General features: G+C 69.4%; 22 protein-coding genes. 14 read left to right on the forward strand and 8 right to left on the reverse strand.

Annotated features, from left to right (window positions below):
* Positions 1 to 40 precede the first annotated feature (40 nt).
* Complete coding sequence (locus tag OG718_RS39880) at positions 41 to 790, forward strand: nucleotidyltransferase domain-containing protein (protein ID WP_143637392.1); 750 nt, start codon at positions 41 to 43, stop codon at positions 788 to 790.
* Positions 791 to 853: 63 nt separating this feature from the next.
* Here the strand turns inward: OG718_RS39880 and OG718_RS39885 are convergent, their stop codons facing one another.
* Both OG718_RS39885 and OG718_RS39890 read right to left on the reverse strand, forming a co-directional pair.
* Positions 854 to 1861, reverse strand: a complete 1008-nt coding sequence (locus OG718_RS39885; RefSeq protein WP_143637389.1) for a COX15/CtaA family protein — start codon at positions 1859 to 1861, stop codon at positions 854 to 856.
* Between the two features lie 84 nt (positions 1862 to 1945).
* On the reverse strand, positions 1946 to 4447 hold the full coding sequence (locus OG718_RS39890; RefSeq protein ID WP_328846495.1) for a hypothetical protein: 2502 nt from the start codon (positions 4445 to 4447) through the stop codon (positions 1946 to 1948).
* Between the two features lie 379 nt (positions 4448 to 4826).
* On the opposite strand from OG718_RS39890, the gene OG718_RS39895 reads away from it, so the two are divergent.
* Positions 4827 to 6188 carry a glycosyltransferase family 4 protein gene (locus OG718_RS39895; protein WP_328846496.1) on the forward strand — a complete coding sequence of 454 codons (1362 nt, stop codon included), beginning with the start codon at positions 4827 to 4829 and terminating at the stop codon, positions 6186 to 6188.
* Here the strand turns inward: OG718_RS39895 and OG718_RS39900 are convergent.
* The 4 genes from OG718_RS39900 to OG718_RS39915 form a co-directional block, all read right to left on the reverse strand.
* The gene (locus OG718_RS39900; protein WP_328846497.1) at positions 6104 to 8206 is read right to left on the reverse strand and encodes a glycogen debranching N-terminal domain-containing protein; all 2103 of its coding nucleotides are present in this window, start codon (positions 8204 to 8206) and stop codon (positions 6104 to 6106) included. The two genes, OG718_RS39895 and OG718_RS39900, sit on opposite strands and share 85 nt — an antisense overlap.
* A 151-nt stretch (positions 8207 to 8357) precedes the next feature.
* Positions 8358 to 9158, reverse strand: coding sequence for an ABC transporter permease (locus tag OG718_RS39905; RefSeq protein ID WP_328846498.1), 801 nt, complete (start codon positions 9156 to 9158; stop codon positions 8358 to 8360).
* On the reverse strand, positions 9155 to 10078 hold the full coding sequence (locus OG718_RS39910; RefSeq protein ID WP_306940614.1) for an ABC transporter ATP-binding protein: 924 nt from the start codon (positions 10076 to 10078) through the stop codon (positions 9155 to 9157). The genes OG718_RS39905 and OG718_RS39910 overlap by 4 nt, the downstream gene beginning before the upstream one ends.
* A 68-nt stretch (positions 10079 to 10146) precedes the next feature.
* Positions 10147 to 10986, reverse strand: coding sequence for an aminoglycoside N(3)-acetyltransferase (locus OG718_RS39915; RefSeq protein WP_328846499.1), 840 nt, complete (start codon positions 10984 to 10986; stop codon positions 10147 to 10149).
* Between the two features lie 160 nt (positions 10987 to 11146).
* On the opposite strand from OG718_RS39915, the gene OG718_RS39920 reads away from it, so the two are divergent.
* From OG718_RS39920 to OG718_RS39955, 8 genes are all read left to right on the forward strand, one after another.
* Positions 11147 to 11878: a helix-turn-helix transcriptional regulator gene (locus OG718_RS39920; protein WP_143637377.1), complete on the forward strand. Its 732-nt coding sequence runs from the start codon at positions 11147 to 11149 to the stop codon at positions 11876 to 11878.
* Positions 11875 to 13299, forward strand: a complete 1425-nt coding sequence (sufB, locus tag OG718_RS39925) for a Fe-S cluster assembly protein SufB (protein WP_143637374.1) — start codon at positions 11875 to 11877, stop codon at positions 13297 to 13299. The genes OG718_RS39920 and sufB overlap by 4 nt, the downstream gene beginning before the upstream one ends.
* Before the next feature lie 83 nt (positions 13300 to 13382).
* Complete coding sequence (gene sufD / locus OG718_RS39930; protein ID WP_143637371.1) at positions 13383 to 14564, forward strand: Fe-S cluster assembly protein SufD; 1182 nt, start codon at positions 13383 to 13385, stop codon at positions 14562 to 14564.
* The gene (locus OG718_RS39935) at positions 14564 to 14893 is read left to right on the forward strand and encodes a non-heme iron oxygenase ferredoxin subunit (protein WP_143637369.1); all 330 of its coding nucleotides are present in this window, start codon (positions 14564 to 14566) and stop codon (positions 14891 to 14893) included. Before sufD ends, OG718_RS39935 begins: the two co-directional genes overlap by 1 nt.
* Positions 14894 to 14900: 7 nt before the next feature.
* Complete coding sequence (gene sufC / locus OG718_RS39940; RefSeq protein ID WP_143637367.1) at positions 14901 to 15665, forward strand: Fe-S cluster assembly ATPase SufC; 765 nt, start codon at positions 14901 to 14903, stop codon at positions 15663 to 15665.
* On the forward strand, positions 15662 to 16936 hold the full coding sequence (locus OG718_RS39945) for a cysteine desulfurase (RefSeq protein ID WP_143637363.1): 1275 nt from the start codon (positions 15662 to 15664) through the stop codon (positions 16934 to 16936). The genes sufC and OG718_RS39945 overlap by 4 nt, the downstream gene beginning before the upstream one ends.
* Positions 16937 to 16951: 15 nt before the next feature.
* Positions 16952 to 17419, forward strand: coding sequence for a Fe-S cluster assembly sulfur transfer protein SufU (gene sufU, locus OG718_RS39950; protein WP_306940616.1), 468 nt, complete (start codon positions 16952 to 16954; stop codon positions 17417 to 17419).
* Positions 17416 to 17748, forward strand: a complete 333-nt coding sequence (locus OG718_RS39955) for a metal-sulfur cluster assembly factor (RefSeq protein ID WP_055610947.1) — start codon at positions 17416 to 17418, stop codon at positions 17746 to 17748. Before sufU ends, OG718_RS39955 begins: the two co-directional genes overlap by 4 nt.
* Positions 17749 to 17853: 105 nt before the next feature.
* Here the strand turns inward: OG718_RS39955 and OG718_RS39960 are convergent, their stop codons facing one another.
* Together OG718_RS39960 and OG718_RS39965 are read right to left on the reverse strand one after the other, a co-directional pair.
* Positions 17854 to 18708: an AbfB domain-containing protein gene (locus OG718_RS39960; RefSeq protein WP_143637357.1), complete on the reverse strand. Its 855-nt coding sequence runs from the start codon at positions 18706 to 18708 to the stop codon at positions 17854 to 17856.
* A 366-nt stretch (positions 18709 to 19074) separates the two neighbouring features.
* Positions 19075 to 20826, reverse strand: a complete 1752-nt coding sequence (locus tag OG718_RS39965; protein WP_328846500.1) for a hypothetical protein — start codon at positions 20824 to 20826, stop codon at positions 19075 to 19077.
* A 161-nt stretch (positions 20827 to 20987) separates the two neighbouring features.
* On the opposite strand from OG718_RS39965, the gene OG718_RS39970 reads away from it, so the two are divergent.
* The 4 genes from OG718_RS39970 to OG718_RS39985 all read left to right on the forward strand — a co-directional run bounded on the left by OG718_RS39970 (position 20988) and on the right by OG718_RS39985 (position 22996).
* Positions 20988 to 21353, forward strand: a complete 366-nt coding sequence (locus OG718_RS39970) for a VOC family protein (protein ID WP_328846501.1) — start codon at positions 20988 to 20990, stop codon at positions 21351 to 21353.
* A 51-nt stretch (positions 21354 to 21404) separates the two neighbouring features.
* Positions 21405 to 21725, forward strand: a complete 321-nt coding sequence (locus OG718_RS39975) for a DMT family transporter (protein ID WP_143637349.1) — start codon at positions 21405 to 21407, stop codon at positions 21723 to 21725.
* A gap of 52 nt (positions 21726 to 21777) precedes the next feature.
* Complete coding sequence (locus OG718_RS39980; protein WP_143637346.1) at positions 21778 to 22314, forward strand: TetR/AcrR family transcriptional regulator; 537 nt, start codon at positions 21778 to 21780, stop codon at positions 22312 to 22314.
* An 88-nt stretch (positions 22315 to 22402) separates the two neighbouring features.
* Complete coding sequence (locus OG718_RS39985; protein WP_143637344.1) at positions 22403 to 22996, forward strand: RNA polymerase sigma factor; 594 nt, start codon at positions 22403 to 22405, stop codon at positions 22994 to 22996.
* Positions 22997 to 23003: the final 7 nt, after the last annotated feature.

Below are 23003 nucleotides of genomic sequence, written 5' to 3' on the forward strand. Positions count from 1 at the left end.
ACGGGTGTACGGGGTGGAGCGAGCTGTACAGACTGTGCATATGACACGCAGCGACGCGACCGACCGGCTCCTCGACCGCTTCCGTACCGAACTGCGCGATCTCGCCCCGGCTGCCGTGTGGGCACACGGCTCGCTCGGCGGGGGCGACTACCGGGAGGGCATCAGCGACCTGGATCTGATCGTGGTCCTGGACGGCCCGATCAGGGCGAGGACGCTCTGGACGGTGGCCCGGCTGCACGCCCGTCTGCGCGCCGAACCGCTCGTCGCCAAGCTCCACTGCAGCTATCTGACGCGCGGCACGGTGGACGGCGCCGACCGGCGGCACCTCACGTGGGCGCACGAGCAGCTCTTCAAACGGACGGTCACACCGGTGACCCGGCGCGAGCTGCACACCTTCGGGCTGGTCCTGGAGGGGGAGCCGCCCGGGCGCCTGCTGCCGCCGGTGACGGACGACGAGCTGGCCGAGTTCGTCGTCCGGGACCAGCGGGACTTCTGGCGACGGCAGGTGGACCGGGCCGGCAACTGGACCCAGGACGTCTGGGTGGATCTGGGGCTCGTCACCCACGCCCGTGCCACGGTCACGCTGAAGGACGGGCGGCTGATCACCAAGCGGGAGGCACTCGAACTGTTGCCCGGTCTCGGCGCGCCCGTCGAACTGGTCGCGGACGTCAGGCGGCGACGGTACGAGGAGCCCGGGGCACCGGTACAGGAGTGGACGGACCGCAGAGCGGAGCTGACCCGCGGCTACCTCGGCCCGGCGATCGACCGCCTGGTGGCCGCGTACGAATGACCTGCGCGTGGCCGACGGGGCGCGTGACTCACGTGACGCGGACTCGCGTGACCTGCGCGTCGCTCACGCGCGCGTGAGCGACGACTGCGTGGACTGGGCGGGCAGATCCGCCACGACCTCCGGCCGTTCCCGCAGCGCCAGCAGGACGCGGAGCGTGGCGATCCAGACCAGGCAGGAACCGAACATGTGAAGGCCGACCAGGACCTCCGGAAGGTCGGTGAAGTACTGGACGTACCCGATGCCGCCCTGCGCGAGGAGGACCAGGAACAGGTCGCGGGTGCGCTGCAGGGGCCCCTTGGGCGCGTCGACGGCCCTCAGGACGAACCACAGGGCGAAGGCCAGCGTCACCACGATCCAGGCCAGCACGGCATGCAGCTTGGTGACGTTCTCCCAGTTCAGCGGGATGCGCTCGACCTCGCTCGAGTCGCCCGCGTGCGGGCCCGCGCCGGTGACGACCGTACCCACCGCGATCAGCAGGACGGTGACGGCGACGAGGATCCACGCCATCTGCTGCACAGGCCTGCCGACCAGCGGGCGCGGAGCGTCGTCGCCCTCGCGGGTGCGCTGCCACATCACCGTGGCGACGGCGATCAGGGCGGTGGAGAGGAGGAAGTGGGCGGCGACCGTGTACGGGTTGAGGCCCACGAGGACGACGACCCCGCCGAGGACCGCGTTGCCCATGACGACCCAGAACTGCGCCCAGCCGAGCCGGGTGAGGCTGCGCCGGTAGGGCTTCTGCGAGCGCGCGGCGATGATCGCCCAGCCGACCGCGGCACACAGGACGTACGTCAGCATGCGGTTGCCGAACTCGATCACACCGTGCACGCCCATCGCGCTCGTGGTGGTGAGCGAGTCGTCGGTGCACTTGGGCCAGGTCGGGCAGCCGAGCCCCGAGCCGGTCAGCCGGACGGCGCCTCCGGTGACCACGATCAGTACCGCCATGACGAGCGCGGCGAGGGCGGCGCGCTGGACCGTCCGGGGTGACGGGGTCCAGCGTTCGGCGATGAAGGCGAGCGGGTTGCGCACGGCTTGGGCGGCATCGGCTCGGGTCACGTTTGGCACGGGCTCCATGCTAGGCCGGGGTTTGTGCATGAATTCACGCGGGGTGAGCATGTCCGGACAGATCGCGTGCCCGGCTCTTGGACCGGACGAAGGCTAGGTGTGCGTGGGCGTCCCGCCCCCGATTGTGTTCTTGATGCGCTGTGCGCGGGTACGGAAGTCCGCAGCCCGCTGCGTGTCGGTGGTGCACAGGGCGAGCCGCTCGTACACGGCGCTGAGTGAGGGATGGACGTCTCCCAGCTGGCCGCGGATGATGCGCTCGGCTTCGTGCAGCGTTTCCTCCGCGCCCGGTCGGTCGCCGGTGCTGAGCAGTACGGGGCCGAGTCGCGACAGCGTCTTGGCGCGGTAGTGGTGCCCCCGTCCGTATCTCGCGACGTAGATGCCTTCGGCCTCGCGCAGCGTCCGCAGGGCCTGCGCCGTCCGGCCCTGCGCGTGTTGCAGGGAGCCCAGCTTGTTGAGACAGGCGGCGTATTTGTGGTCCTCCGCCTCGCGGCGCTTGCGGTGCAGCTCGACGACGGGGGCCAGCAGCTCGGCGGCTTCCCGCAGGCGTGCACGTGAGTCCCGGCGCAGTCGCCGCCACAGCAACGGGTTGTAGGTGTCCCGGGCTCCGGCACGGAGTTCCTCGCCCTGGCGGCGGAGCACGTCCGCAAGGAACTTGGCGACCTGGGAGGTCTCGAAGTCGTCGGGGCCGCGGTTCGCACGAAAGGCCCAGAACGCTTCGGACAGCTCCCGCTCGGCGGTCTCCAGATCACCGCGGTCCTGCGCGACGATCCCGGTGTCACGCTGGAGCATGGCCCTGAACGCCAGATGCTCCCGGGGTTCCTCACTGCCCCGGCGCGGGATCTTGCTGCTCGCTCGCTCATAGCAGCTGAGCGCCTCGGTGAGCTGGCCGGCGTTCCTGTGGATCATGCCGACCTCCTGCTCGGCGATGGCCCAGTCGAGCCCGTCCCACTCGGCGCCGTGGCGCTCGTAGATGTCTATCGCCTGTTCCACGGCTTCCAGCGCCTCGGTGAACTGGGTGTCCTCGCGCAGAATGCCGCCGAGCTGCCGGAGGCACTGCGCCCGTAACGGGAGGAAGGCGGGATCGTCCGGCCGCCGCAGACACTGGTCCAGTGCCAGGCGGCACTGCGCCTCGGCGTCGTCGAGATGCGCCAGCAGATAGTGCTGGCGGGCCACGGCGAGCTGCGCGGTGGCGAGCCCCAGGGCGTCACCGGGGTGGGTCTCGCGGAGTGCCGCCTCCTTCTCGAAGTACTCCAGGGCGTGCACCCAGTCGCAGCGGTGCTCCTGGTAGATGCCGACCCGGTGCAGCAGCCTGGCCAGGGCCTTGGGGTCGCGGGCCGCCCCGTACTCCTGGTCGTCCGTGTCGGCCCCCCACACCAGCTCGGCCGACACCGCCTCGACATGCGGCATCAACGTCTCACAGGCGGCACGCTCGTCCAGCAGCTCGGGCGCCACGGGGAACGCGGCTTCAAGGAGCTGCACCGCGGACTGTGACCAGAGCAGCCTGGCCTGGGTGTCCATGCCCTCACGGACGAAGAACTGGACCTGAGGATGCATGGCGTAGATGACGCTGGCGACCCGGCTGTCCCCGCTGCGGCTGAGCAGCGAGTGATTGGACAGTCGCCGGACCACGCGGTTGAAGGCGACCTGGTCCTCCATCACTTCCCTCAAGGGCGAGGGGATCACCAGGGGATGGCGCAGCAGCATGTCCCGCCGTACGTCCTCCGACGCGAGGAAGGCGCACAGCCGCATGAGGTCCTCGGCGACCGGCTCGGCGGAGACGATGCGTTCGATCGAGAGCCGGAAGGTGGCGGCGGCGCTGCTGATGGGATGGCCGGGGAGTCGGCGCAGATACTCCTTCACGGAGATCTCGGCATCCGCGATGTACGCCCCTGCCTGGTCCAGGGCGAGGGGCAGCCAGTGCAGCTGGGTGCCCAGTTCGACCAGCGCCCTTTCGTCGTCCTCGGCGCCGATCCGCTTGGCCAGGAGGGCGAGCCCGTCGTCCGCGTTCAGGTCGGGCAGCGCGATCCGCTCGACCGAGTCGGCGGGGAGGTTCTCCCAGCCCTCGCGCCGCTGGGTGGTGATGAGTACTTCCCCGTGTCCCGTCCTGGGCAGGAGCGAGGGTCGCACGTCGTTCGTCTGCTCGTTCAGCGGGCCCAGGCTGTCGTCCTGCGCGTCGTCGTAGACCAGGACCCAGCCGGGAGTGTCCCGCAGCCTGCCCCAGAGCCGGTTGAGCATCACGCTCTTCGAGTTGTGCTCCGGTATGCCCAGACAGGCGGCGAGTTCAAGCAACTCGCCCATGAGCCGTTCGTAACTGGAGGCGTGGAGCCACCAGACCAGCGAGCGGTGCTGGCGCAGACGGCCGTCGGCATAAGCGGCGGCCAGCTGGGTCTTGCCCAGCCCGGCCCGCCCGTGCACCACGCAGACCCGCATTCCGCTGTTGCGTTCCCTTGGCCTCAACGCCTCTGAGACAGCCTTGAGTTCGTCGCTACGACCGGTGAAGTAGCGCGAAAGGGTGGGGAGATTGGGCGGAGGTACGTACATCGGGTCATGGTCCGCGCTGCCGATGGCGGAGTGGCTGGGGCGGGAGCGATGCACGAAGTAACCGGAAATCGCCGAAACGCCGCCCAGAGCACCGGCACTTGAGGCCAAGAAGATGAGGGGCGTTCCGTGGGTGTCCTGTGCGAGGACGGATAAAAAAACCGCCCCTGCCCCGGTCAGGGAGCTGAGAGCGGTGTTGAAGCGGCGCCGTGCTACAGGTGAGCCGTTGTGTTCGCCTAATGGCCGACGCATCACCCGTATCGCCCGTATCGCCATAGTGCCCCCCGGTCGCCGCGCGTGTACTACAGTCCATTGTCCTGGCCGGTGGCGCACGCAACCAGGCAACCGCACGGAACCAAGCCGCGTCTATCAGTGTCCTCATCCTGTACTAGTCGTTGATTCTGCGTTTCGGGCATCTACGACTCGCGGAGGCGCGGTGGACCAGCAGCAGGCGGGATCCGGTGGGAAACCCGGGCTCCAGCAGGAGCACGGGCTGCACATCGGGCTGGTCCACTGGTCCTTTCCACCCGTCGTGGGTGGAGTGGAGACCCATCTCTGGGACTACTCCAAGGCATTGGCGGGCCGGGGCCATCGGGTCACCGTGTTCACCGGATCGGTCGGCGCGCATCGGCCGTGTGACGGCGTGAGGGTGATCCGGCACAAGCTGCTCGATCTGTCGGTCGGTCATGAGGGCAACGAAGCGACTTTGAAGGAACTGCGCGAGTGGTTCCGCACCGGGCTCACCGCGTCCGGCGACCCCATCCGGCTGGTCCACGGCCACAACCTGCACCACTTCTCCAGCGTCCCGGCACGTGCTCTGAAGGCTCTTCAGGGCGAACTGAACCTCGTACTGCTGCACACGTACCACAGCATCTGGCGTACCGACGAGGGTGAGCGGATCGCAAGGGAGTGCGCCGTTTGGGATGTCCATCACGCGGTGTCGGACTTCCTGGTCAGTGAGTGCCGCGAGGTGCTGCGGCAGGGTGCCAAGCGCACCGATCTGGAAGTGGAACGCACCTATCTGGGGGTGGACACCCGCCAGTACGACAGCATTCCGGAGGTCGGGGAGGAGCCTGGCCGGTATCCGGTCGTTCTGCTGCCGGCCCGGCTCATCCCCAACAAGGGTGCCGAAGTGGCGATCCTGATGCTGAAGCTCCTCCTTGAGCGTGCGAAGCAGAGCGAGGGTGAACTGGCCCTGCTGCGACCCCGGTTGGTCCTGACGGACCCGTTCGACACGGTCGACTTCCACGGCGAGCGCGGTCAGTTCCGCAGCAAGTTGTCCAAGCTCGTCGAGGTGTGCGAGCTTGCGGAAGGGCCTGGGCAGGACGTCGAGTTCAGGCCGGCCAGCATCGAGGACATGCGGAAGCTGTACCAGGAGGCCACCGTCGTGGTGTACCCCTCGCTCTTCGACGAGCCCATGGGCCTCGCCCCTCTGGAGGCGATGTGCGCGGCTCGCCCCGTGGTGGCCACCGGTGTGGGAGGGCTGGGCGAGGGTGGCAGCACGCTGGTCGTCCCCAAGAAGGACGACGAGGACGATGGGGAGTTGGCGTCCCGCTTCGCCGACGAGTTGTGGCCCTTGCTCACTGAGCGCTCGCTGGCCAGGGAAGCCGGAAGCGCGGCCCGAGATCACGTGCGTGCCCTCTTCGACCTGGAGGAGGCCTACGTAGATCCGAGGCTCGACGAGTACTGGCGTCTCCTGAAGGGCCCCGACTCCTACGAGTCCACCGCCTGCCAGCCCTCCGGCAGCCCGGAGACCTCGGCCGCCCCCTCCCTGTCCACTTCCACAGTCAGGCGCTGACCCCCGAGGACCAGGCCACGCACCGTCATCGGCCACTGCGGTACGGGGCGTACGTGCAGCGTTCGGCTGGTGACGTCGGGCTTGAGACCGAGCAGGGCGGACAGTACCGCCACGCCCGAGGCCGCCGACCAGCCCTGCGGGCGGCAGGCGGCCGGGTAGGCGAGCGGTGCGGGAGAGTCCTCGGTGCGGGCGTCGCCGGCGTACAGCTCGGGCATGCGGTAGGAGAAGTAGGTGGCGGCGTCCAGGAGGCCGTCCACGAGTCGGCTTGCCTCCTCGTGGCGGCCGGTCGCACACAGACCCTGTATGGCGATCGCGGTGTCGTGGGTCCACACCGAACCCCCGTGATAGCTCAGCGGGTTGAAACCGGGTACGGCGGCCGAGCGGCTGCGCAGCCCCCAGCCGGAGTTGAGCCTGTCGTCCGCCAGCCAGGCGGCGACATCGCCGCAGCCGTTGGGATCGAGGATGCCGGTCGACAACAGCTGACCCATGTTCGACGCCGGACCGCTCACCGGGGTGAGTCCCTGGCCCACGGCGATGGCCACGTAGCGTGACGCGGGGCCGTTCCGGGTGGGGATCCAGAAGGAGTCGGCGAAGCGTTTCCGCAGGCTGTCCGCCCAGACGAGGAGGCCTTGGGCGGCCTCGCGGTTGCCACGGCTGTTCAGCAGCGTGGCGAGCCCCACGGCCGCCTCGTACGCGTATCCCTGGACTTCGCAGAGAGCCAGCGGGGGTTCGATGTGCCGGCCATCGGCGTCGCGTACCGCGTCGTCGCTGTCCTTCCACGACTGGTGGCGCAGCCCTCCGGCGCGCGGATAGTAGCGCAGCAGACCGTCCTCGTCACGGGCGCTAGACTTCACGACCCAGTCCATGGCGCGCTCCGCGTGGGGCAGCAGGGCGGTCACGTCCTCGTCGGACAGGCCCCAGTGCCAGGCCTCGACCAGGAGCGTCACGAACAGAGGTGTGGCGTCCACGGATCCGTAGTAGTACGCGGGCAGGTGCAGGCCGTGGCCGTGCTGGGCCTCCGCCGGACGCAGTTCGTGCAGGATCCTTCCGGGTGCTTCCTCGCGGTAGTGGTCGTGCACCCGTCCCTGTCGGCGGGCCAGCGCCCAGAGGGTGCCGCGGGCCAGGTCCGTGCCCAGCGGCAGCATCATCCGCGCCGACCAGATCGAGTCCCGGCCGAAGAGCGTGAGGTACCAGGGGCAGCCCGCGGCGATGAACTGGTCCTCGGGTCCGGTGTCGGCGGTGCGCTGCGGATCGGCGAGGCGCAGCGCACGGAGATCGCCGAGCCCCCGCCTGACCAGCCCCATAAGCCGCCGGTCGCCGGCGACCACCGGGTCGTTCCAGGGAGCGGGGGTCGTGGGGGCGACGGGGTGTCCCGGCGGTGTCGGCACCGCGCGGCCGGTGACGGCGAGTTCGACCTGCCAGCTCGCTCCCGGTCGCAGTACCACCAGGGGCCAGGTCATGGTTCCCCCTTCGGGGCCCCCGGAGGTCTCGGGCCTCGGGCCGGACACGACGGTGATCCGGGCGCGGCCGCTGGGGGAGCGCCAGGCGAGGGAGGCCCGGGCCGCCGCGCAGCGCAGTACCGGGCGGCTGTGCCCGCGCTTGACGTCGGCGATGTCTGCGAGGTCCGACGCGGCGGCCAGCTGTACGTGTAATCGGCGTTCGGCGGTGCCGATGTTGCGCAGGGAAATTGTCTCGCCGGTACCGGCGGTCCGGATGCGCTCGACGATCAGCGTCGGGTCGTCGGTCAGGTCCCGCGGGTAGCGGTGGACCGCGGTGAACCTCACCTGGTGCGGGCCGAGGGGCTGGACGCCTATGGGTTCGGGTTCACGCTCGTCCAGGAGCAGGCACAGGGTGTGCAGCAGCCGGCGGTCGTGGTCGTAGAAGCCCTCCGCCCGTATGCCTCTCAGCTGCCCGTCACGGGACGATGCGGCGAAGGCCGGGGCGGCGACACAGAAGACGACGTCGTGCAGCAGCGGCTGCAGGGCCCGGGGTGCTGAAGAATCCGCGGATTCAAACACGGGGCGGGTCTTCCCCGTCAGCGACGGTCTCATTCACATACCGCCCGCGCGCAGGCCCTCGGAAGGCTGTGTGTTCAGGGCGAGCGGTGGTGCGCCGGGCGGAAGACGCGCGCTTTCGGACGCGTGTTCCCAGACACGCACTCCCGCACGCTCACTCCCAGCGGAAGAACTTCCCCGCCGCCCCCAGCCCCACAACCCCCCACACCGCCAGGATTCCCAGGTCCCCCCACGGCATCCCGGCCCCGTGCTGGAGCACGTCCCGCAACCCCTCCGACAGGGCCGAGATCGGCAGCAGGCCGAGCAGGTCCTGGGCCGCGTCCGGGAACTTTTCCAGCGGGACGACGACCCCGCCGCCGACGAGCAGCAGGAGGAAGACCAGGTTCGCGGCGGCCAGCGTGGCCTCCGCCTTCAGCGTGCCCGCCATCAGCAGACCGAGGCCCGAGAAAGCCGCCGTGCCCAGGATCAGGAGCAGCAGCACGGCGAGCGGGTTGCCCTCCGGCGACCAGCCGAGCGCCAGGGCGATCACCGTCACGAGGAGCACCTGAAGGACCTCGGTGACCAGGACGGAGAGCGTCTTGGCCGCCATCAGCCCCCAGCGCGGCAGCGGCGAGGCGGCGAGCCGCTTCAGCACGCCGTACCGCCGCTCGAAGCCCGTGGCGATCGCCTGGCCGGTGAACGCCGTCGACATCACGGCGAGCGCGAGGATGCCGGGCGTGAGGAAGTCGACCGCCTTGCCCTCGCCCGTGTCGACGATGTCCACCGCGCTGAACAGCACCAGCAGCAGCGTCGGGATGATCACCGTCAGGAGCAGCTGCTCGCCGTTGCGCAGCAGCATCTTCGTCTCCAGTGCCGCCTGCGTCGCGATCATGCGGGGGAGCGGGGCGGCTCCCGGCCTCGGCGCGTACGTGCCTGTGCCCTCGCCGGTGGTCCGGGCGTCCGTTTCCGCGGTCATCCGCGCAGCTCCTTACCGGTGAGCTCCAAGAAGACGTCCTCCAGGGTGTGCCGCTCGACCGAGATCTTCTCCGGCATCACCCCGTGCTGGGCGCACCAGGTGGTGACGGTCGCGAGCAGCTGCGGGTCGACCTTGCCGCCCACGCGGTACGAGCCCGGGGTCAGCTCGGCCGCCGTGCAGTCCGCAGGGAGGGCCTTGAGGAGGGAGGCCACGTCGAGGCCGGGGCGGCCGGAGAAGCGCAGGGTGTTCTCGGCGCCGCCGCGGCACAGCTCCTCGGGGGTGCCCTTCGCTATGACCCGGCCCGCGTCGATGATCGCCACGTCGTCGGCGAGCTGCTCGGCCTCGTCCATGTAGTGCGTGGTGAGGATGACCGAGACACCGTCGGCGCGCAGATCGCGTACGAGGTCCCAGGTGGCCCGGCGGGCCTGTGGGTCGAGACCCGCGGTCGGCTCGTCCAGGAAGACCAGTTCGGGGCGGCCGACCACGGCCATGGCGAGCGCGAGGCGCTGCTGCTGGCCGCCGGAGAGCCGCCGGTACGTCGTGCGGCCGCAGCTGCCGAGGCCCAGGCGCTCCATGAGCGCGTCCACGTCCAGCGGGTGCGCGTGCAGCTTGGCCACGTGGCGGAGCATCTCGTCGGCGCGGGCGCCCGAGTAGACACCGCCGGACTGGAGCATCACGCCGATGCGGGGGCGCAGGGCGGAGGCCTCGCGCACCGGGTCGAGGCCGAGCACCCGGACCGTTCCGGAGTCCGGCCTGCGGTATCCCTCGCAGGTCTCGACGGTGGTCGTCTTGCCGGCGCCGTTGGGCCCGAGGACGGCGGTGATGCCCGTCCGGGCCACCAGATCCAGGCCGTCCACCGCGGTTTTCCTGCCGTACCGCTTCACCAGGCTTTGGACCTGGACGACGGTCTCACTTCGCATGGGCGGCCTCACTTCGCATGAGCGCCAAGTCTAGGGACGGCCGAGCGGGGCACAGAGGGCGGGTCGAGTCACGAGCGGCGTGAGGCGGGCGCGTCATCGGTGACCCACTCCTCGCGCGATCGGTGGGTCTGAAGCCACCGCTCCGCGTACGCCACCGCGTCGGCCACGGGGAACAGCCGGCTGTCGGCCGCGCCCACCGGGCCCCGTGCGACAGGACGGTCCCGTTCGAAGTCGGCGCCCAGTTCGTCGAACTGCTCCGAGCTGATCGAGACCTCGGTCACGACCTCCCAGCGGGAACCCCCGGGCGTACGGACCGGCCGTCCCACCTCGACACGCGGGGAGGGGATCCGGTATTCGGCGAGGTGGAAGCTCGTGCAGGAGTCGTAGCCCGCGCCGAGCAGCAGGACGCGGGCGCCCATGGCCTCCAGGCGGGCCAGCGGGCTGCGCTCACCGAGGCGGCAGTCCGGGGCGTGGCCGTCGACGATCTTCGCCGCGCGCGGTCCGATCGCCGCGAACGAGGTCTGCGGGTGCGCGCTGCGCAGGGCGCCCGGCCAGGTGCGTACGGTCTCCGGGACCACGCCCACCCCTCGTGTGGGCGTGACGAGCGGGTCGTACCCCGGCATCGTGGCGCGGATCGTCTCCCACCAGGCCTCGGGCACCGGTGGGCTGGTCCACAGGGCGGGGTCGGAGAGGTCGCCGGACTGGGTGGGGACCACGAGTGTGCCGTCCGGACCGAGCGCGTCGAGCAGTCCTTCGACGACGGCGACCGCACCTCCGTTGACCCATCCGAGGGACCGGAGCGACGAGTGCGCGAGAAGGGTCTCGCCGGGGCGCACGCCGAGCGCGCGCAGGTCCGCCGCGAGGGTGGCTCGGGTGACTAGAGGGCCGGTCGGAGGGGGTGTCGGCATGGTTGGGCAGTCTCCCCGACAACCCCGCGCCCTGCCACCGAATTGATCGATCAAAGATCATTCCCGCAGGTCAGATTAGGTTTACCTAAGTGATGCACCGCACCCCCGGTGGCGTGGACGCGGCTTGTCAGTCTCTGAGGAATTACGCAACAATGGCGTTGTGAAAAACGTTGGCGAGGCCCCGCAGGAGGAACTCGCGACCGGTGAGCGCTCGACGCGCAACCGTGTCGCGCGGTCCATCCTGGACCACGGCCCGTCGACCGTGACCGACCTCGCGGGACGGCTGGGCCTCACCCAGGCCGCCGTGCGACGGCACCTGGACGCGCTCGTCTCGGACGACGTGGTGGAGGCCCGCGAGCAGCGGGTCTACGGCGCTCGTACGCGCGGGCGGCCCGCCAAGGTGTTCGCCCTGACCGACTGCGGCCGGGACGCCTTCGACCAGTCCTACGACAAGCTCGCCGCCGACGCCCTGCGCTGGATCGCGGAGCGCGAGGGCGGGGACGAGGCCCTCGTGGCCTTCGCCCGCGCCCGTATGGCGGCCCAGGCCGACACGTACCGCAAGGCCGTCGAGGCCGCCGCGCCGGAAAAGCGCGCCGAAGCCCTGGCCAAGGCCCTGAGCGCGGACGGGTACGCTGCTACGGCGCGCAGCGCACCGGTCGGCGAGCAGCTCTGCCAGCACCACTGCCCGGTCGCCCATGTCGCCGAACAGTTTCCGCAGCTCTGCGAGGCGGAGACCGAGATCTTCTCCCAGCTGCTCGGCACGCATGTCCAGCGGCTGGCCACCATCGCCCACGGCGACGGTGTCTGCACCACCTTCATCCCAAAGATTTCCAAGCACGATTTTCACGGCCATGACGCATCTGCAAGTACCGCCGGGAGGAACCCCGCATGACGCTCCCCATTGAGGAGACTGCCCACCCCGAGCTCGAGGGTCTGGGTACGTACGAATACGGCTGGGCCGACTCCGACGTGGCCGGTGCCTCTGCCAAGCGCGGCATCAATGAGGCCGTCGTCCGGGACATCTCCGCGAAGAAGAGCGAGCCGGAGTGGATGACCAAGCTCCGTCTCAAGGGCCTGCGCCTGTTCGACAAGAAGCCCATGCCGAACTGGGGCTCCGACCTCTCGGGCATCGACTTCGACAACATCAAGTACTTCGTGCGCTCCACGGAGAAGCAGGCACAGTCCTGGGAGGACCTGCCCGAGGACATCAAGAGCACGTACGACAAGCTCGGCATCCCCGAGGCGGAGAAGCAGCGCCTCGTCGCCGGTGTCGCGGCCCAGTACGAGTCCGAGGTCGTCTATCACCAGATCAATGAGGAGCTCGAGGCGCAGGGTGTCATCTTCATGGACACCGACACGGCGTTGAAGGAGCACCCGGAGCTCTTCAAGGAGTACTTCGGCACGGTCATCCCGGTCGGCGACAACAAGTTCGCGTCGCTGAACTCCGCGGTGTGGTCCGGCGGCTCGTTCATCTACGTGCCGAAGGGCGTGCACGTGGAGATCCCGCTCCAGGCCTACTTCCGTATCAACACGGAGAACATGGGCCAGTTCGAGCGGACCCTGATCATCGTCGACGAGGGTGCCTACGTGCACTACGTCGAGGGCTGCACGGCCCCGATCTACAAGTCGGACTCGCTGCACTCCGCGGTCGTCGAGATCATCGTGAAGAAGGGTGGCCGCTGCCGCTACACGACCATCCAGAACTGGTCGAACAACGTCTACAACCTGGTCACCAAGCGCGCCGTGGCGTACGAGGGCGCGACCATGGAGTGGGTCGACGGCAACATCGGCTCCAAGGTCACCATGAAGTACCCGGCCGTCTACCTGATGGGCGAGCACGCCAAGGGCGAGACCCTGTCCATCGCCTTCGCGGGCGAGGGCCAGCACCAGGACGCCGGCTCCAAGATGGTCCACATGGCGCCGAACACCTCCTCCAACATCGTGTCGAAGTCCGTGGCACGTGGTGGCGGCCGTACGTCCTACCGCGGTCTCGTCGAGATCGGCGAGGGCGCCCACGGCTCCAAGTCGAACGTGCTGTGCGACGCGCTGCTCGTCGACACCATCTCCCGCTCCGACACGTACCCCTACGTGGACGTCCGCGAGGACGACGTGTCCATGGGCCACGAGGCCACCGTCTCCAAGGTCAGTGACGACCAGCTCTTCTACCTGATGAGCCGCGGCATGACCGAGTTCGAGGCGATGGCGATGATCGTGCGCGGCTTCGTCGAGCCCATCGCGAAGGAGCTCCCCATGGAGTACGCCCTTGAGCTCAACCGGCTGATCGAGCTGCAGATGGAGGGCGCGGTCGGCTGACGCACCCTTGCGTCCAGGCAGCAGGCGGCGCGTCTTGAGGGACGAGCCGAGGATCGTAATAGAAAGCGAGCACTACGACAGCCATGGCTGAGGCTCAGAACTCCACGGTGGGGTCCTCCACCACCGCCGGATCGATCGCGGTGGCCGCAGAGTCGACCGTCGCCACGCGCATGAGCGCGCCGCCCTCCTTCGACGTGCAGGACTTCCCGGTCCCGCACGGCCGTGAGGAGGAGTGGCGGTTCACCCCGCTGGAGCGCCTGCGCGGGCTGCACGACGGCACCGCGGTCGCGACCGGCGTCGGCGTGAAGGTCGCCATCGACGCGCCCGAGGGCGTCACGGTCGAGACCGTCGGCCGTGACGACGCCCGGCTCGGCCGGGCCACCCCGGTCGACCGCGTCGCCGCCCAGGCCTACTCGGCGTTCGAGCAGGCCGGCGTGATCACCGTCCCCAAGGAGACGGTCCTCACCGAGCCGATCCGTATCGCCGTGCACGGCGAGGGCGGCGTCGCCTACGGCCACCAGGTCGTGGAGCTCGGAGCCTTCGCCGAGGCCGTCGTCGTCATCGACCACACCGGTGACGCCGTGCTCGCAGCCAACGTCGACTACGTCCTCGGTGACGGCGCCAGGCTGACCGTCGTCTCCGTCCAGGACTGGGACGACAAGGCCGTCCACGTCGGCCAGCACAACGCGCTGATCGGCCGCGACGCCACCTTCAAGTCCTTCGTGGTCACCTTCGGCGGCGACCTGGTACGCCTCCACCCGCGGGTCGCCTACGCCGGCCCCGGCGGCGAGGCCGAGCTCTTCGGCCTGTACTTCACGGACGCCGGCCAGCACCAGGAGCACCGCCTCCTGGTCGACCACAACACCCCGCACTGCAAGTCGAACGTGGCCTACAAGGGCGCGCTCCAGGGCGACGGCGCCCATGCGGTGTGGATCGGCGACGTCCTCATCGAGGCCACGGCCGAGGGCACGGACACGTACGAGATGAACCGGAACCTGGTTCTGACCGACGGCGCCCGTGTCGACTCCGTGCCGAACCTGGAGATCGAGACCGGCGAGATCGTCGGCGCCGGACACGCCTCGGCGACCGGCCGCTTCGACGACGAGCAGCTCTTCTACCTGATGGCCCGCGGCATCCCGGCCGACGAGGCCCGTCGTCTGGTGGTCCGCGGCTTCTTCGCCGAACTGGTCCAGCAGATCCGCGTCGCCGACATCCAGGAGCGCCTTCTCGCCAGGATCGACGAGGAGCTGGAGGCGTCGGTCTGATGACTGCCTCGTCGACGTTCGTACGCGCCTGTGGGCTGAGCGAGCTGGAGGACGACACCCCGAAGCGGGTGGAGCTCGACGGCACGCCGGTCTCGGTCGTGAAGACCGAGGGGGAGGTGTTCGCGATCAACGACATCTGCTCGCACGCGAACGTCTCGCTCTCCGAGGGCGAGGTGGAGGACTGTCAGATCGAGTGCTGGCTGCACGGCTCCGCGTTCGACCTCAGAACCGGCAAGCCGTCCGGCCTTCCCGCGACGCGCCCCGTCCCCGTATACCCCGTAAAGATCGAAGGAGACGACGTGCTCGTCTCCCTCACCCAGGAGTCCTGAGGAACCCATGGCAACGCTTGAAATCCACGACCTGCACGTCACCGTCGAGGCCGACAACGCCACGAAGGAGATCCTCAAGGGCGTCGACCTCACCGTGAAGCAGGGCGAGACGCACGCCATCATGGGCCCGAACGGCTCCGGCAAGTCGACGCTCGCCTACTCGCTCGCGGGCCACCCGAAGTACACGATCACCGGCGGCACCGTCACCCTCGACGGCGAGGACGTCCTGGAGATGTCCGTCGACGAGCGCGCCCGCGCCGGCCTCTTCCTCGCGATGCAGTACCCGGTCGAGGTCCCCGGCGTCTCGGTGTCCAACTTCCTCCGCACGTCCGCCACCGCGATCCGCGGCGAGGCCCCCAAGCTGCGCACCTGGGTGAAGGAGGTCAAGGGGGCCATGGAGCGCCTCAACATGGACCCGGCCTTCGCCGAGCGCAACGTGAACGAGGGCTTCTCCGGCGGCGAGAAGAAGCGCCACGAGATCCTCCAGCTGGAGCTCCTCAAGCCGAAGATCGCGATTCTCGACGAGACCGACTCCGGCCTGGACGTCGACGCCCTGCGCGTCGTCTCCGAGGGCGTCAACCGGGTCCGCGAGTCCGGCGAGGTCGGCACCCTGCTGATCACGCACTACACGCGCATCCTGCGCTACATCAAGCCCGACCACGTGCACGTGTTCGCGAACGGCCGCATCGCCGAGTCCGGCGGCCCGGAGCTCGCCGACCAGCTCGAGGCCGAGGGCTACGACAAGTACGTGAAGGGTGGCGCATCCGCGTGACACAGCTGCCGGGCCTCCTCACGGGTACATCCCAGCTACTTGACGAGGCGATCCGCAAGGACTTCCCCATCCTGGACCGCACGGTCCACGACGGTAAGAAGCTCGTGTACCTGGACAACGCGGCGACCTCGCAGAAGCCGCGCCAGGTACTGGACGCCCTGAACGAGTACTACGAGCGCTACAACGCCAACGTCCACCGCGGTGTGCATGTGCTCGCGGAGGAGGCCACGGCGCTGTACGAGGGCGCGCGCGACAAGGTCGCCGCGTTCATCAACGCGCCGAGCCGCGACGAGGTGATCTTCACGAAGAACGCCTCCGAGTCGCTCAACCTCGTGGCCAACATGCTCGGCTGGGCCGACGAGCCCTACCGCGTGGACCACGAGACCGAGATCGTCATCACGGAGATGGAGCACCACTCCAACATCGTGCCGTGGCAGCTGCTGGCGCAGCGCACGGGCGCGAAGCTGAAGTGGTTCGGCCTGACCGACGACGGCCGGCTCGACCTGTCCAACATCGACGAGATCATCACCGAGAAGACGAAGATCGTCTCCTTCGTGCTTGTGTCGAACATCCTGGGCACGGTCAACCCGGTCGAGGCGATAGTGCGCCGTGCGCAGGAGGTCGGCGCGCTGGTCTGCATCGACGCCTCGCAGGCCGCCCCGCACATGCCGATGGACGTACAGGCCCTGCAGGCCGACTTCGTGGCCTTCACCGGCCACAAGATGTGCGGCCCGACCGGCATCGGCGTCCTCTGGGGCCGTCAGGAGCTCCTCGAGGACCTGCCTCCGTTCCTCGGCGGCGGCGAGATGATCGAGACCGTGTCGATGCACTCGTCGACGTACGCTCCCGCCCCGCACAAGTTCGAGGCGGGCACCCCGCCGATCGCGCAGGCGGTCGGGCTGGGCGCGGCGATCGACTATCTCTCCGCGATCGGCATGGACAAGATCCTCGCCCATGAGCACGCGCTCACCGAGTACGCGGTGAAGAGGCTCGGCGAGGTCCCGGACCTGCGGATCATCGGCCCGACGACGGCCGAGGACCGCGGCGCGGCGATTTCGTTCACGCTGGGTGACATCCACCCGCACGACGTGGGCCAGGTTCTCGACGAGCAGGGCATCGCGGTGCGCGTGGGTCACCACTGCGCACGGCCTGTCTGCCTGCGGTACGGAATTCCTGCGACCACGCGAGCGTCGTTCTATCTGTACTCCACGCCGACCGAGATCGACGCTCTGGTCGATGGCCTGGAGCACGTACGGAACTTCTTCGGCTGAGGAGCTGGCTGAGTCGTGAGGCTTGATTCGATGTACCAGGAAGTCATCCTGGACCACTACAAGCACCCGCACGGGCGCGGTCTTCGAGATGGCGACGCCGAGGTGCACCACGTCAACCCGACGTGCGGCGACGAGATCACGCTGCGCGTGAAGTACGACGGCACGAAGATCAGCGACGTCTCGTACGAGGGCCAGGGCTGCTCCATCAGCCAGGCCTCGGCCTCCGTGCTGAACGAGCTGCTCGTCGGCAAGGACCTGGCCGCGGCGCAGAAGATCCAGGAGACCTTCCTGGAGCTGATGCAGTCCAAGGGCCGTATCGAGCCGGACGACGCGATGGAGGAGATCCTGGAGGACGCGGTCGCGTTCGCGGGAGTCTCCAAGTACCCGGCCCGCGTGAAGTGCGCGTTGCTGAGCTGGATGGCCTGGAAGGACGCGACAGCCCAGGCCCTGGGCGAGGGCGACGCCGAAAGGAAGACGGCATGAGCGAGACCATCGAGATGAAACCGGCCTCGGAGGAAGAAGTCCGCGAGGCCCTGTACGACGTCGTCGACCCGGAACTGGGCATCGACGTCGTCAATCTCGGGCTGATCTACGGCATTCACATCGACGACGCGAACATCGCGACGATCGACATGACCCTGACGTCGGCGGCCTGTCCGCTCACCGACGTCATCGAGGACCAGGCCAAGTCCGCCACGGACGGCCTCGTGAACGAGCTCCGCATCAACTGGGTGTGGATGCCGCCGTGGGGCCCCGACAAGATCACGGACGACGGCCGCGACCAGCTTCGCGCGCTGGGCTTCAACGTCTGATTCCGAGTTGTACGTGTGCGGCCCCCGGCATGATGCCGGGGGCCGCGTTCGTATGTCGTCCGGGTCGGAGCCAGGGTCGGCCGACCCTGGCTGCCGGGGAGTCGCTCAGCCCAGGCCCTTCACGAGCCTGAACGCCGTGTCCGCCCGGTAGAGGTGGCTGTTCTCGAACGATTCCAGGCGGACCTGGAAATTGCGGTGGCGCAGGAACCGGCCGCGGTAGTTGTACGACTCCAGCATGACCGCGTCGTTGAAGGACGTCGGGCGGGGGCAGAACGTGGCGTCCTGCTTGAAGAGCTCGGAGCCGTTGTGGCGGTCGGCGCGCAGCCGGAACTGGTAGTGGCGCAGATAGCGGCTGTCGCCCAGGGAGAAGGACACGCAGCTGGAGTCGGCGATACCGGGGACGACCTTGAAGGTGGCCTCGTCCCTGGTCCGCGACGAGCTGCCGGAGCCCACCTGGTCGAGTCGCACCGAGTCGTCGTCGAGGTGCCAGTAGCGGTCGGGGTAGTTGACCGCCTGGACGGACTTCCCCGAGGAGGCGGGCTTGGACGGCGGCTTGGCGGAGGCGGACTTGGAGGGCCGCGAGGCCGAGTCCGGCTTTGTGCCGCCCTGTTGCTGGGCCTCGGGCGAGGCGGAACCGTCCGCGGCGGAATCGGAGGAGTCGGGGGCGGCGAGGCCGCTCTTCCCGCTGGGCGCGGTGGCGGGGGGTTGGTTGGGTATGAGCGGCTCGTTCGCCGAGGAGGTGGTGTTCTCGGTCTTGTCCTTGGCCGAGGTGTCCGGGTCGTCGTCCAGCACGACGACGGCTGTCACGGTGGAGGCGAGAACCGCCACGAGGAGTGCTCCCGCCAGCCAGAGCCTGCGGGTTCCGGGTACGCGTGACTCGTCCAGGGTTTCGCCGGTCTCCCACACCTTCGCGGGGCGGGCGGACGGGTCGGGAGCGGACCCGGGAGTTCTTTCTGGCATGCGAGGTTCCCCCAGCGTCGCCGAAGGCGGACGCGGATCGGTCATGTGGGTCGTGGCACAAGAGGAGGCGGAGGCCGCGGACACGCGAGACGGCTGTGGCCGGAGGATCCGCGTGCGCGACGAGGGGAACATTAGTGGAACTTGTGGCCCCCGAGTAGCGTTTCTGAGAGCGGTTTCTGCCGGGAACGCCAGGGGTTCGGCGGCCGGTTGGCGGTGATCGTCCACTCCGGGCGCCCGGGGAAAGATAGTTCAAGACTTAAGGATTCGAGATCAGGGCCGTGGCGGAGGCGATCTCGGCGCCCGGGGCGGGGAGTCCGGGCGCCGAGCCGCCGGCTCGTCCGGCGGGCCGGAAGTTCCTCTCAGGGCCTAACGCTTCGCGAAGGCCGACAGGAGCGTGGCGATCCGTTCGCGGGCTCCGCCGTTCTGGACCGGAGCCGCCGTGAGCACGTCCAGGTGCTGGTAACCGGGCAGCACCACGGGGTTCTTGTCCGCGGGGATGTGGTCCGCGAGGATCCCGTCGCCCGCGACGAAGGTGATCGTGGGGTTCGCGGTCAGACCGCCGGGGTGCGCCATGTTCCGGGCGATCCGCGCGTCGTCGACCAGGGAGAGGTCGGTGACCAGCTTCGTCGGGAAGTAGTCCTCGGTGAAGTCCAGCGGCTGCTCGGAGAGGCTGCGGGCCAGCTCCCCGATGTCCGAGACCTCCTTGGCGGCCGTCGTGAACGGCGTGCCGTCGGCAGAGCGGTGGACCGGGTCGTCCGGGGCGCCGATCCGGTCGAAGTTCCGCCAGGTGTAGAGCGGGCCGGCCGGCTGGTCCGGGATCGCCTTCAGCTCCGTACCGAACAGGGCCGGTGAGCCTTGTACGTCGTTCGAGACAGGGAAGTTCTTGTCCACGAGGCGGCCGCCGTCGAAGAGGCCCACGCTGGTCTGGATGAAGGACAACGGGGCCGAGTTGTCGTCCATGAAGGCGCCGAGGACCGCCGCGTTGGTGAGCCGGAAGTCGCGGATCGTGGGCTTGCCGGACAGGAAGACGGCCGCGTCCTTGGAGAACATCGTGCGGGACGTCGTCTCGATGTTGGCGTTCGACGGGAGGTCCTCCTGGAGCGTGGACCGGGCGTCGGGCGCGGTGCGTGCGGCGAGGCCGCTGATCGCGAGGACGTTCATGATCTCGGGGTTGATCACCGCGGGGAGCGCGAGGAAGCGGGGCAGGACACCGCTGCGCAGACCGGCCTGTACGACGGTGTAGCCGAGGCCCGTCTCCGGGACCGTGCCCTTGGGCAGCAGGCCGCCGTTGAGGGTGCCCGAAGTGCCGTTCAGGTCATCGAGATTGGTGGCGATCGTCGTGTCCAGGGCGAAGTAGCCCGCGCACTGGTTGAAGCCCGCGTCCGCCGTCGTCGCGGGGTTCCCGTCGAAGTCCCAGGTGGCGAAGACGCCGGTGAGGACGCCGCCGAGCGAGTGCCCGCCGCACATCACCTTCTCCTTGCGCAGCTTCTGGTCGGGCAGTTCGGCGGACAGCAGGTCGTACTGGTCGCGGACCGTGCGCTTCAGACCGACCTCGGCCAGCCAGCCCGTCTGATCGCTCGTCAGAAAGCCGTCGAAGGAGCGTCCGTCGACCTTCTCGCCCTCGTAGTAGTAGCCAACGGCCTTGGCGGCGCTGCCCGTTGAGATTCCGGCGTTGTCCTCAAGGCAGTTGGAGCGCCGGTCCAGGGCCCAGAACTCGATGTGCTCGCCCTTCTCGGCGGCCGCCCTCACCGTGTTGCGGGCCACGCTGTCGAAGGCGCCCGCGCCCTCCAGGATGCCGGGCTGGGCGACCAGGATCCGGTCGGCGTCGGCGGACTTCGACGGTCCCTGGGAGGAGCGGTAGCGCAGATACGACAGCCGGTCGCAGCGCGCCGGGTGGCTGCCGACCGAGGCGGGCAGCGGGATCCGTACGGAGACCACGGTCTCGGTGATGCCGGCGACCGGGGAGGCCGAGGCCACCGGGGTCTCGGTGCGGGCGGCCTCGGCGCCGGCAGGTGCTCCGTCCGCGGAGGGCATCGCGGTGAGCGCGGCCGCGCCGAGCGCTCCGGCGGTCAGGGCGCGCAGCCACCGGCCGCGGGGGCGGGGGACTCCTGTGCTCATGGTCTCTCCATCGGGACGACGGCGGGTGCGGAGTGCCGCACTGTAACTGTCGGTAACTCCCGTGTGCCATAAGGAAAATGAGCAAACGGGCACGGTCCGCCGCGCACATTCGCACAGTGGCTCGGTGGCGGCGTCCGGTGCGCGGAGGGAGACTGCGGCGTATGGCTGTCTCCTGGTATCAAGTCGTCGTCGATGCCCACGATCTGCCGTCACTGGCCCACTTCTGGTGTCAGGTCCTCGACTGGCGGGTGCTGTTCGAGGCCGAGGGCGAGATCGTCATCGGGGCCGACCCGAGCGCCCTGCCCGGCATCTGCTTCGTGCCGGTCGGCGAGCGCAAGAAGGCCAAGAACCGGCTGCACATCGACCTCACTCCCGACGACCGGGACGCCGAGGTCGACAGGCTCCTCGCGCTCGGCGCCCGGCGGGCGGACGTCGGCCAGGGCGAGGACGTCACCTGGGTCGTCCTCGCCGATCCGGAGGGCAACGAGTTCTGTGTGCTGCGGCCGAAGAAGACGCTTCTCGACTGAGGTTCCCGGGGTTGTGTACGAGTGTACGCATCGATGCGTACACTCGTACACATGGGATACGCGCTGCTCGCCGGAGCCATCGCCGCAGAGGTGGCCGCCACCACCGCCATGAAGTACAGCGACGGCTTCAGCAGGCTGTGGCCCTCGCTGGTGACCGCGATCGGCTATCTCGTCGCGTTCGCGCTGCTCGCGCAGACGCTGAAGACCGTCGCCGTCGGCACGGCCTACGCGATCTGGGCGGGGATCGGCACGGCGGCCGTCGCGGCGATCGGGATGATGTTCCTGGGCGAGGGCATGAACACCGCCAAGTTCGCCGGGATCGTGCTGATCATCGGCGGGGTCGTGGTGCTGAACCTGGGCGGGGCGCACTGATGAGGCACTGTCCGGCGGGGGCCTGCTCGCGCCGTCCGACGGGAGCCCGCTGATGGTCAGGCGCTACGACCCCGAGCGGCGGCAGCGGATCATCGACGCGGCGATCCGTGTCGTGGCCGACAAGGGTATCGGCGGGCTCAGCCACCGCTCGGTGGCCGCCGAGGCCGATGTGCCGCTCGGCTCGACGACGTACCACTTCAAGACCCTCGACGAGCTCATGGTCGCCGCGCTGCGCCAGACGAACGAGGGCTTCGCGAAGGTCGTCGCCTCGCGCGGCGCGCTGGAGGACACCGGGGCCGATCCGGCCGGTGAACTCGCCGGTCTCCTCGGCGAGTGGCTGGGGGGCGACCGCGCGAGCGTGGAGCTGGAGTACGAGCTCTATCTCGCCGCCCTGCGCCGCCCCGCGCTGCGGCCCGTCGCCGCCGAGTGGTGCCAGGACCTCGCCGAGAGGATCGGCCGCCGCACGGACCCGGTCACCGCGCGGGCCCTCGTCGCGGTGATGGACGGGATCTGTCTGCAGGTGCTGGTGACGGGAGCGGAGTACGACGAGGCGTACACGCGCGAGGTGCTGGCACGGGTGATCCCCTGAATCCTCCTGTCCGTCGAGCGTGAACCTTTCGCGGCCCTGTGGGGAACAGGGGTGAAAGGCTCGGCACGACGAAGCAGCGGGAGGACCTGTGACCGGACCACCGGCACCTGAGGCCGAGGTGCACGACGACGCTGAGGTCGTCGCCCGGTCGCTGGAGGAACCGGAGCTGTTCGCCCGCCTCTACGACCGGCACGCACCCGACATCCACCGGTATGTGACCCGGCGCCTCGGGGACGGCGCCGCCGACGACATCACGGCGGACACCTTCCTCACGGCGTTCCGCATCCGCGGCCGCTACGACCTGACCCGCCCCAACGCCCGCCCCTGGCTGTACGGCATCGCCGGCAACCTCATCGGAAAACAGCGCCGCGCCGAGGTGCGGGCGCTCAAGGCGCTGGCCCGCACCGGGCACGACCCCGTCGCCGCTTCCTGGGTCGAGGAGACCGACAGCCGGGTCGCCGCGCAGGCACCGCTCGCCGGAGCCCTCGCCGCGCTGCCCGCGGGAGACCGGCACGTACTGCTGCTCATCGCCTGGGCCGACCTCAGCTACCAGGAGGTCGCCGAGGCCCTGGACATCCCGGTCGGGACGGTCCGCTCACGGCTCAACAGGGCCCGGCGCAAGGTGCGTACGGCGCTGGGCGCGGACCCCGCGTTCCTGCCCGACACCCCGGAGGTGGTCTGACGTGGAC

This window comes from Streptomyces sp. NBC_00258, assembly GCF_036182465.1.
Lineage (GTDB): Bacteria > Actinomycetota > Actinomycetes > Streptomycetales > Streptomycetaceae > Streptomyces.

Coding starts and splice junctions, on each gene's coding strand:
- OG718_RS39880 (WP_143637392.1), top strand. CDS start 41: ATGACACGCAGCGACGCGACCGACCGGCTCCTCGACCGCTTCCGTACC.
- OG718_RS39885 (WP_143637389.1), bottom strand. CDS start 1,861: ATGGAGCCCGTGCCAAACGTGACCCGAGCCGATGCCGCCCAAGCCGTG.
- OG718_RS39905 (WP_328846498.1), bottom strand. CDS start 9,158: ATGACCGCGGAAACGGACGCCCGGACCACCGGCGAGGGCACAGGCACG.
- OG718_RS39910 (WP_306940614.1), bottom strand. CDS start 10,078: ATGCGAAGTGAGACCGTCGTCCAGGTCCAAAGCCTGGTGAAGCGGTAC.
- OG718_RS39915 (WP_328846499.1), bottom strand. CDS start 10,986: ATGCCGACACCCCCTCCGACCGGCCCTCTAGTCACCCGAGCCACCCTC.
- sufB (WP_143637374.1), top strand. CDS start 11,875: ATGACGCTCCCCATTGAGGAGACTGCCCACCCCGAGCTCGAGGGTCTG.
- sufD (WP_143637371.1), top strand. CDS start 13,383: ATGGCTGAGGCTCAGAACTCCACGGTGGGGTCCTCCACCACCGCCGGA.
- OG718_RS39935 (WP_143637369.1), top strand. CDS start 14,564: ATGACTGCCTCGTCGACGTTCGTACGCGCCTGTGGGCTGAGCGAGCTG.
- sufC (WP_143637367.1), top strand. CDS start 14,901: ATGGCAACGCTTGAAATCCACGACCTGCACGTCACCGTCGAGGCCGAC.
- OG718_RS39955 (WP_055610947.1), top strand. CDS start 17,416: ATGAGCGAGACCATCGAGATGAAACCGGCCTCGGAGGAAGAAGTCCGC.
- OG718_RS39960 (WP_143637357.1), bottom strand. CDS start 18,708: ATGCCAGAAAGAACTCCCGGGTCCGCTCCCGACCCGTCCGCCCGCCCC.
- OG718_RS39965 (WP_328846500.1), bottom strand. CDS start 20,826: ATGAGCACAGGAGTCCCCCGCCCCCGCGGCCGGTGGCTGCGCGCCCTG.
- OG718_RS39970 (WP_328846501.1), top strand. CDS start 20,988: ATGGCTGTCTCCTGGTATCAAGTCGTCGTCGATGCCCACGATCTGCCG.
- OG718_RS39975 (WP_143637349.1), top strand. CDS start 21,405: ATGGGATACGCGCTGCTCGCCGGAGCCATCGCCGCAGAGGTGGCCGCC.
- OG718_RS39980 (WP_143637346.1), top strand. CDS start 21,778: ATGGTCAGGCGCTACGACCCCGAGCGGCGGCAGCGGATCATCGACGCG.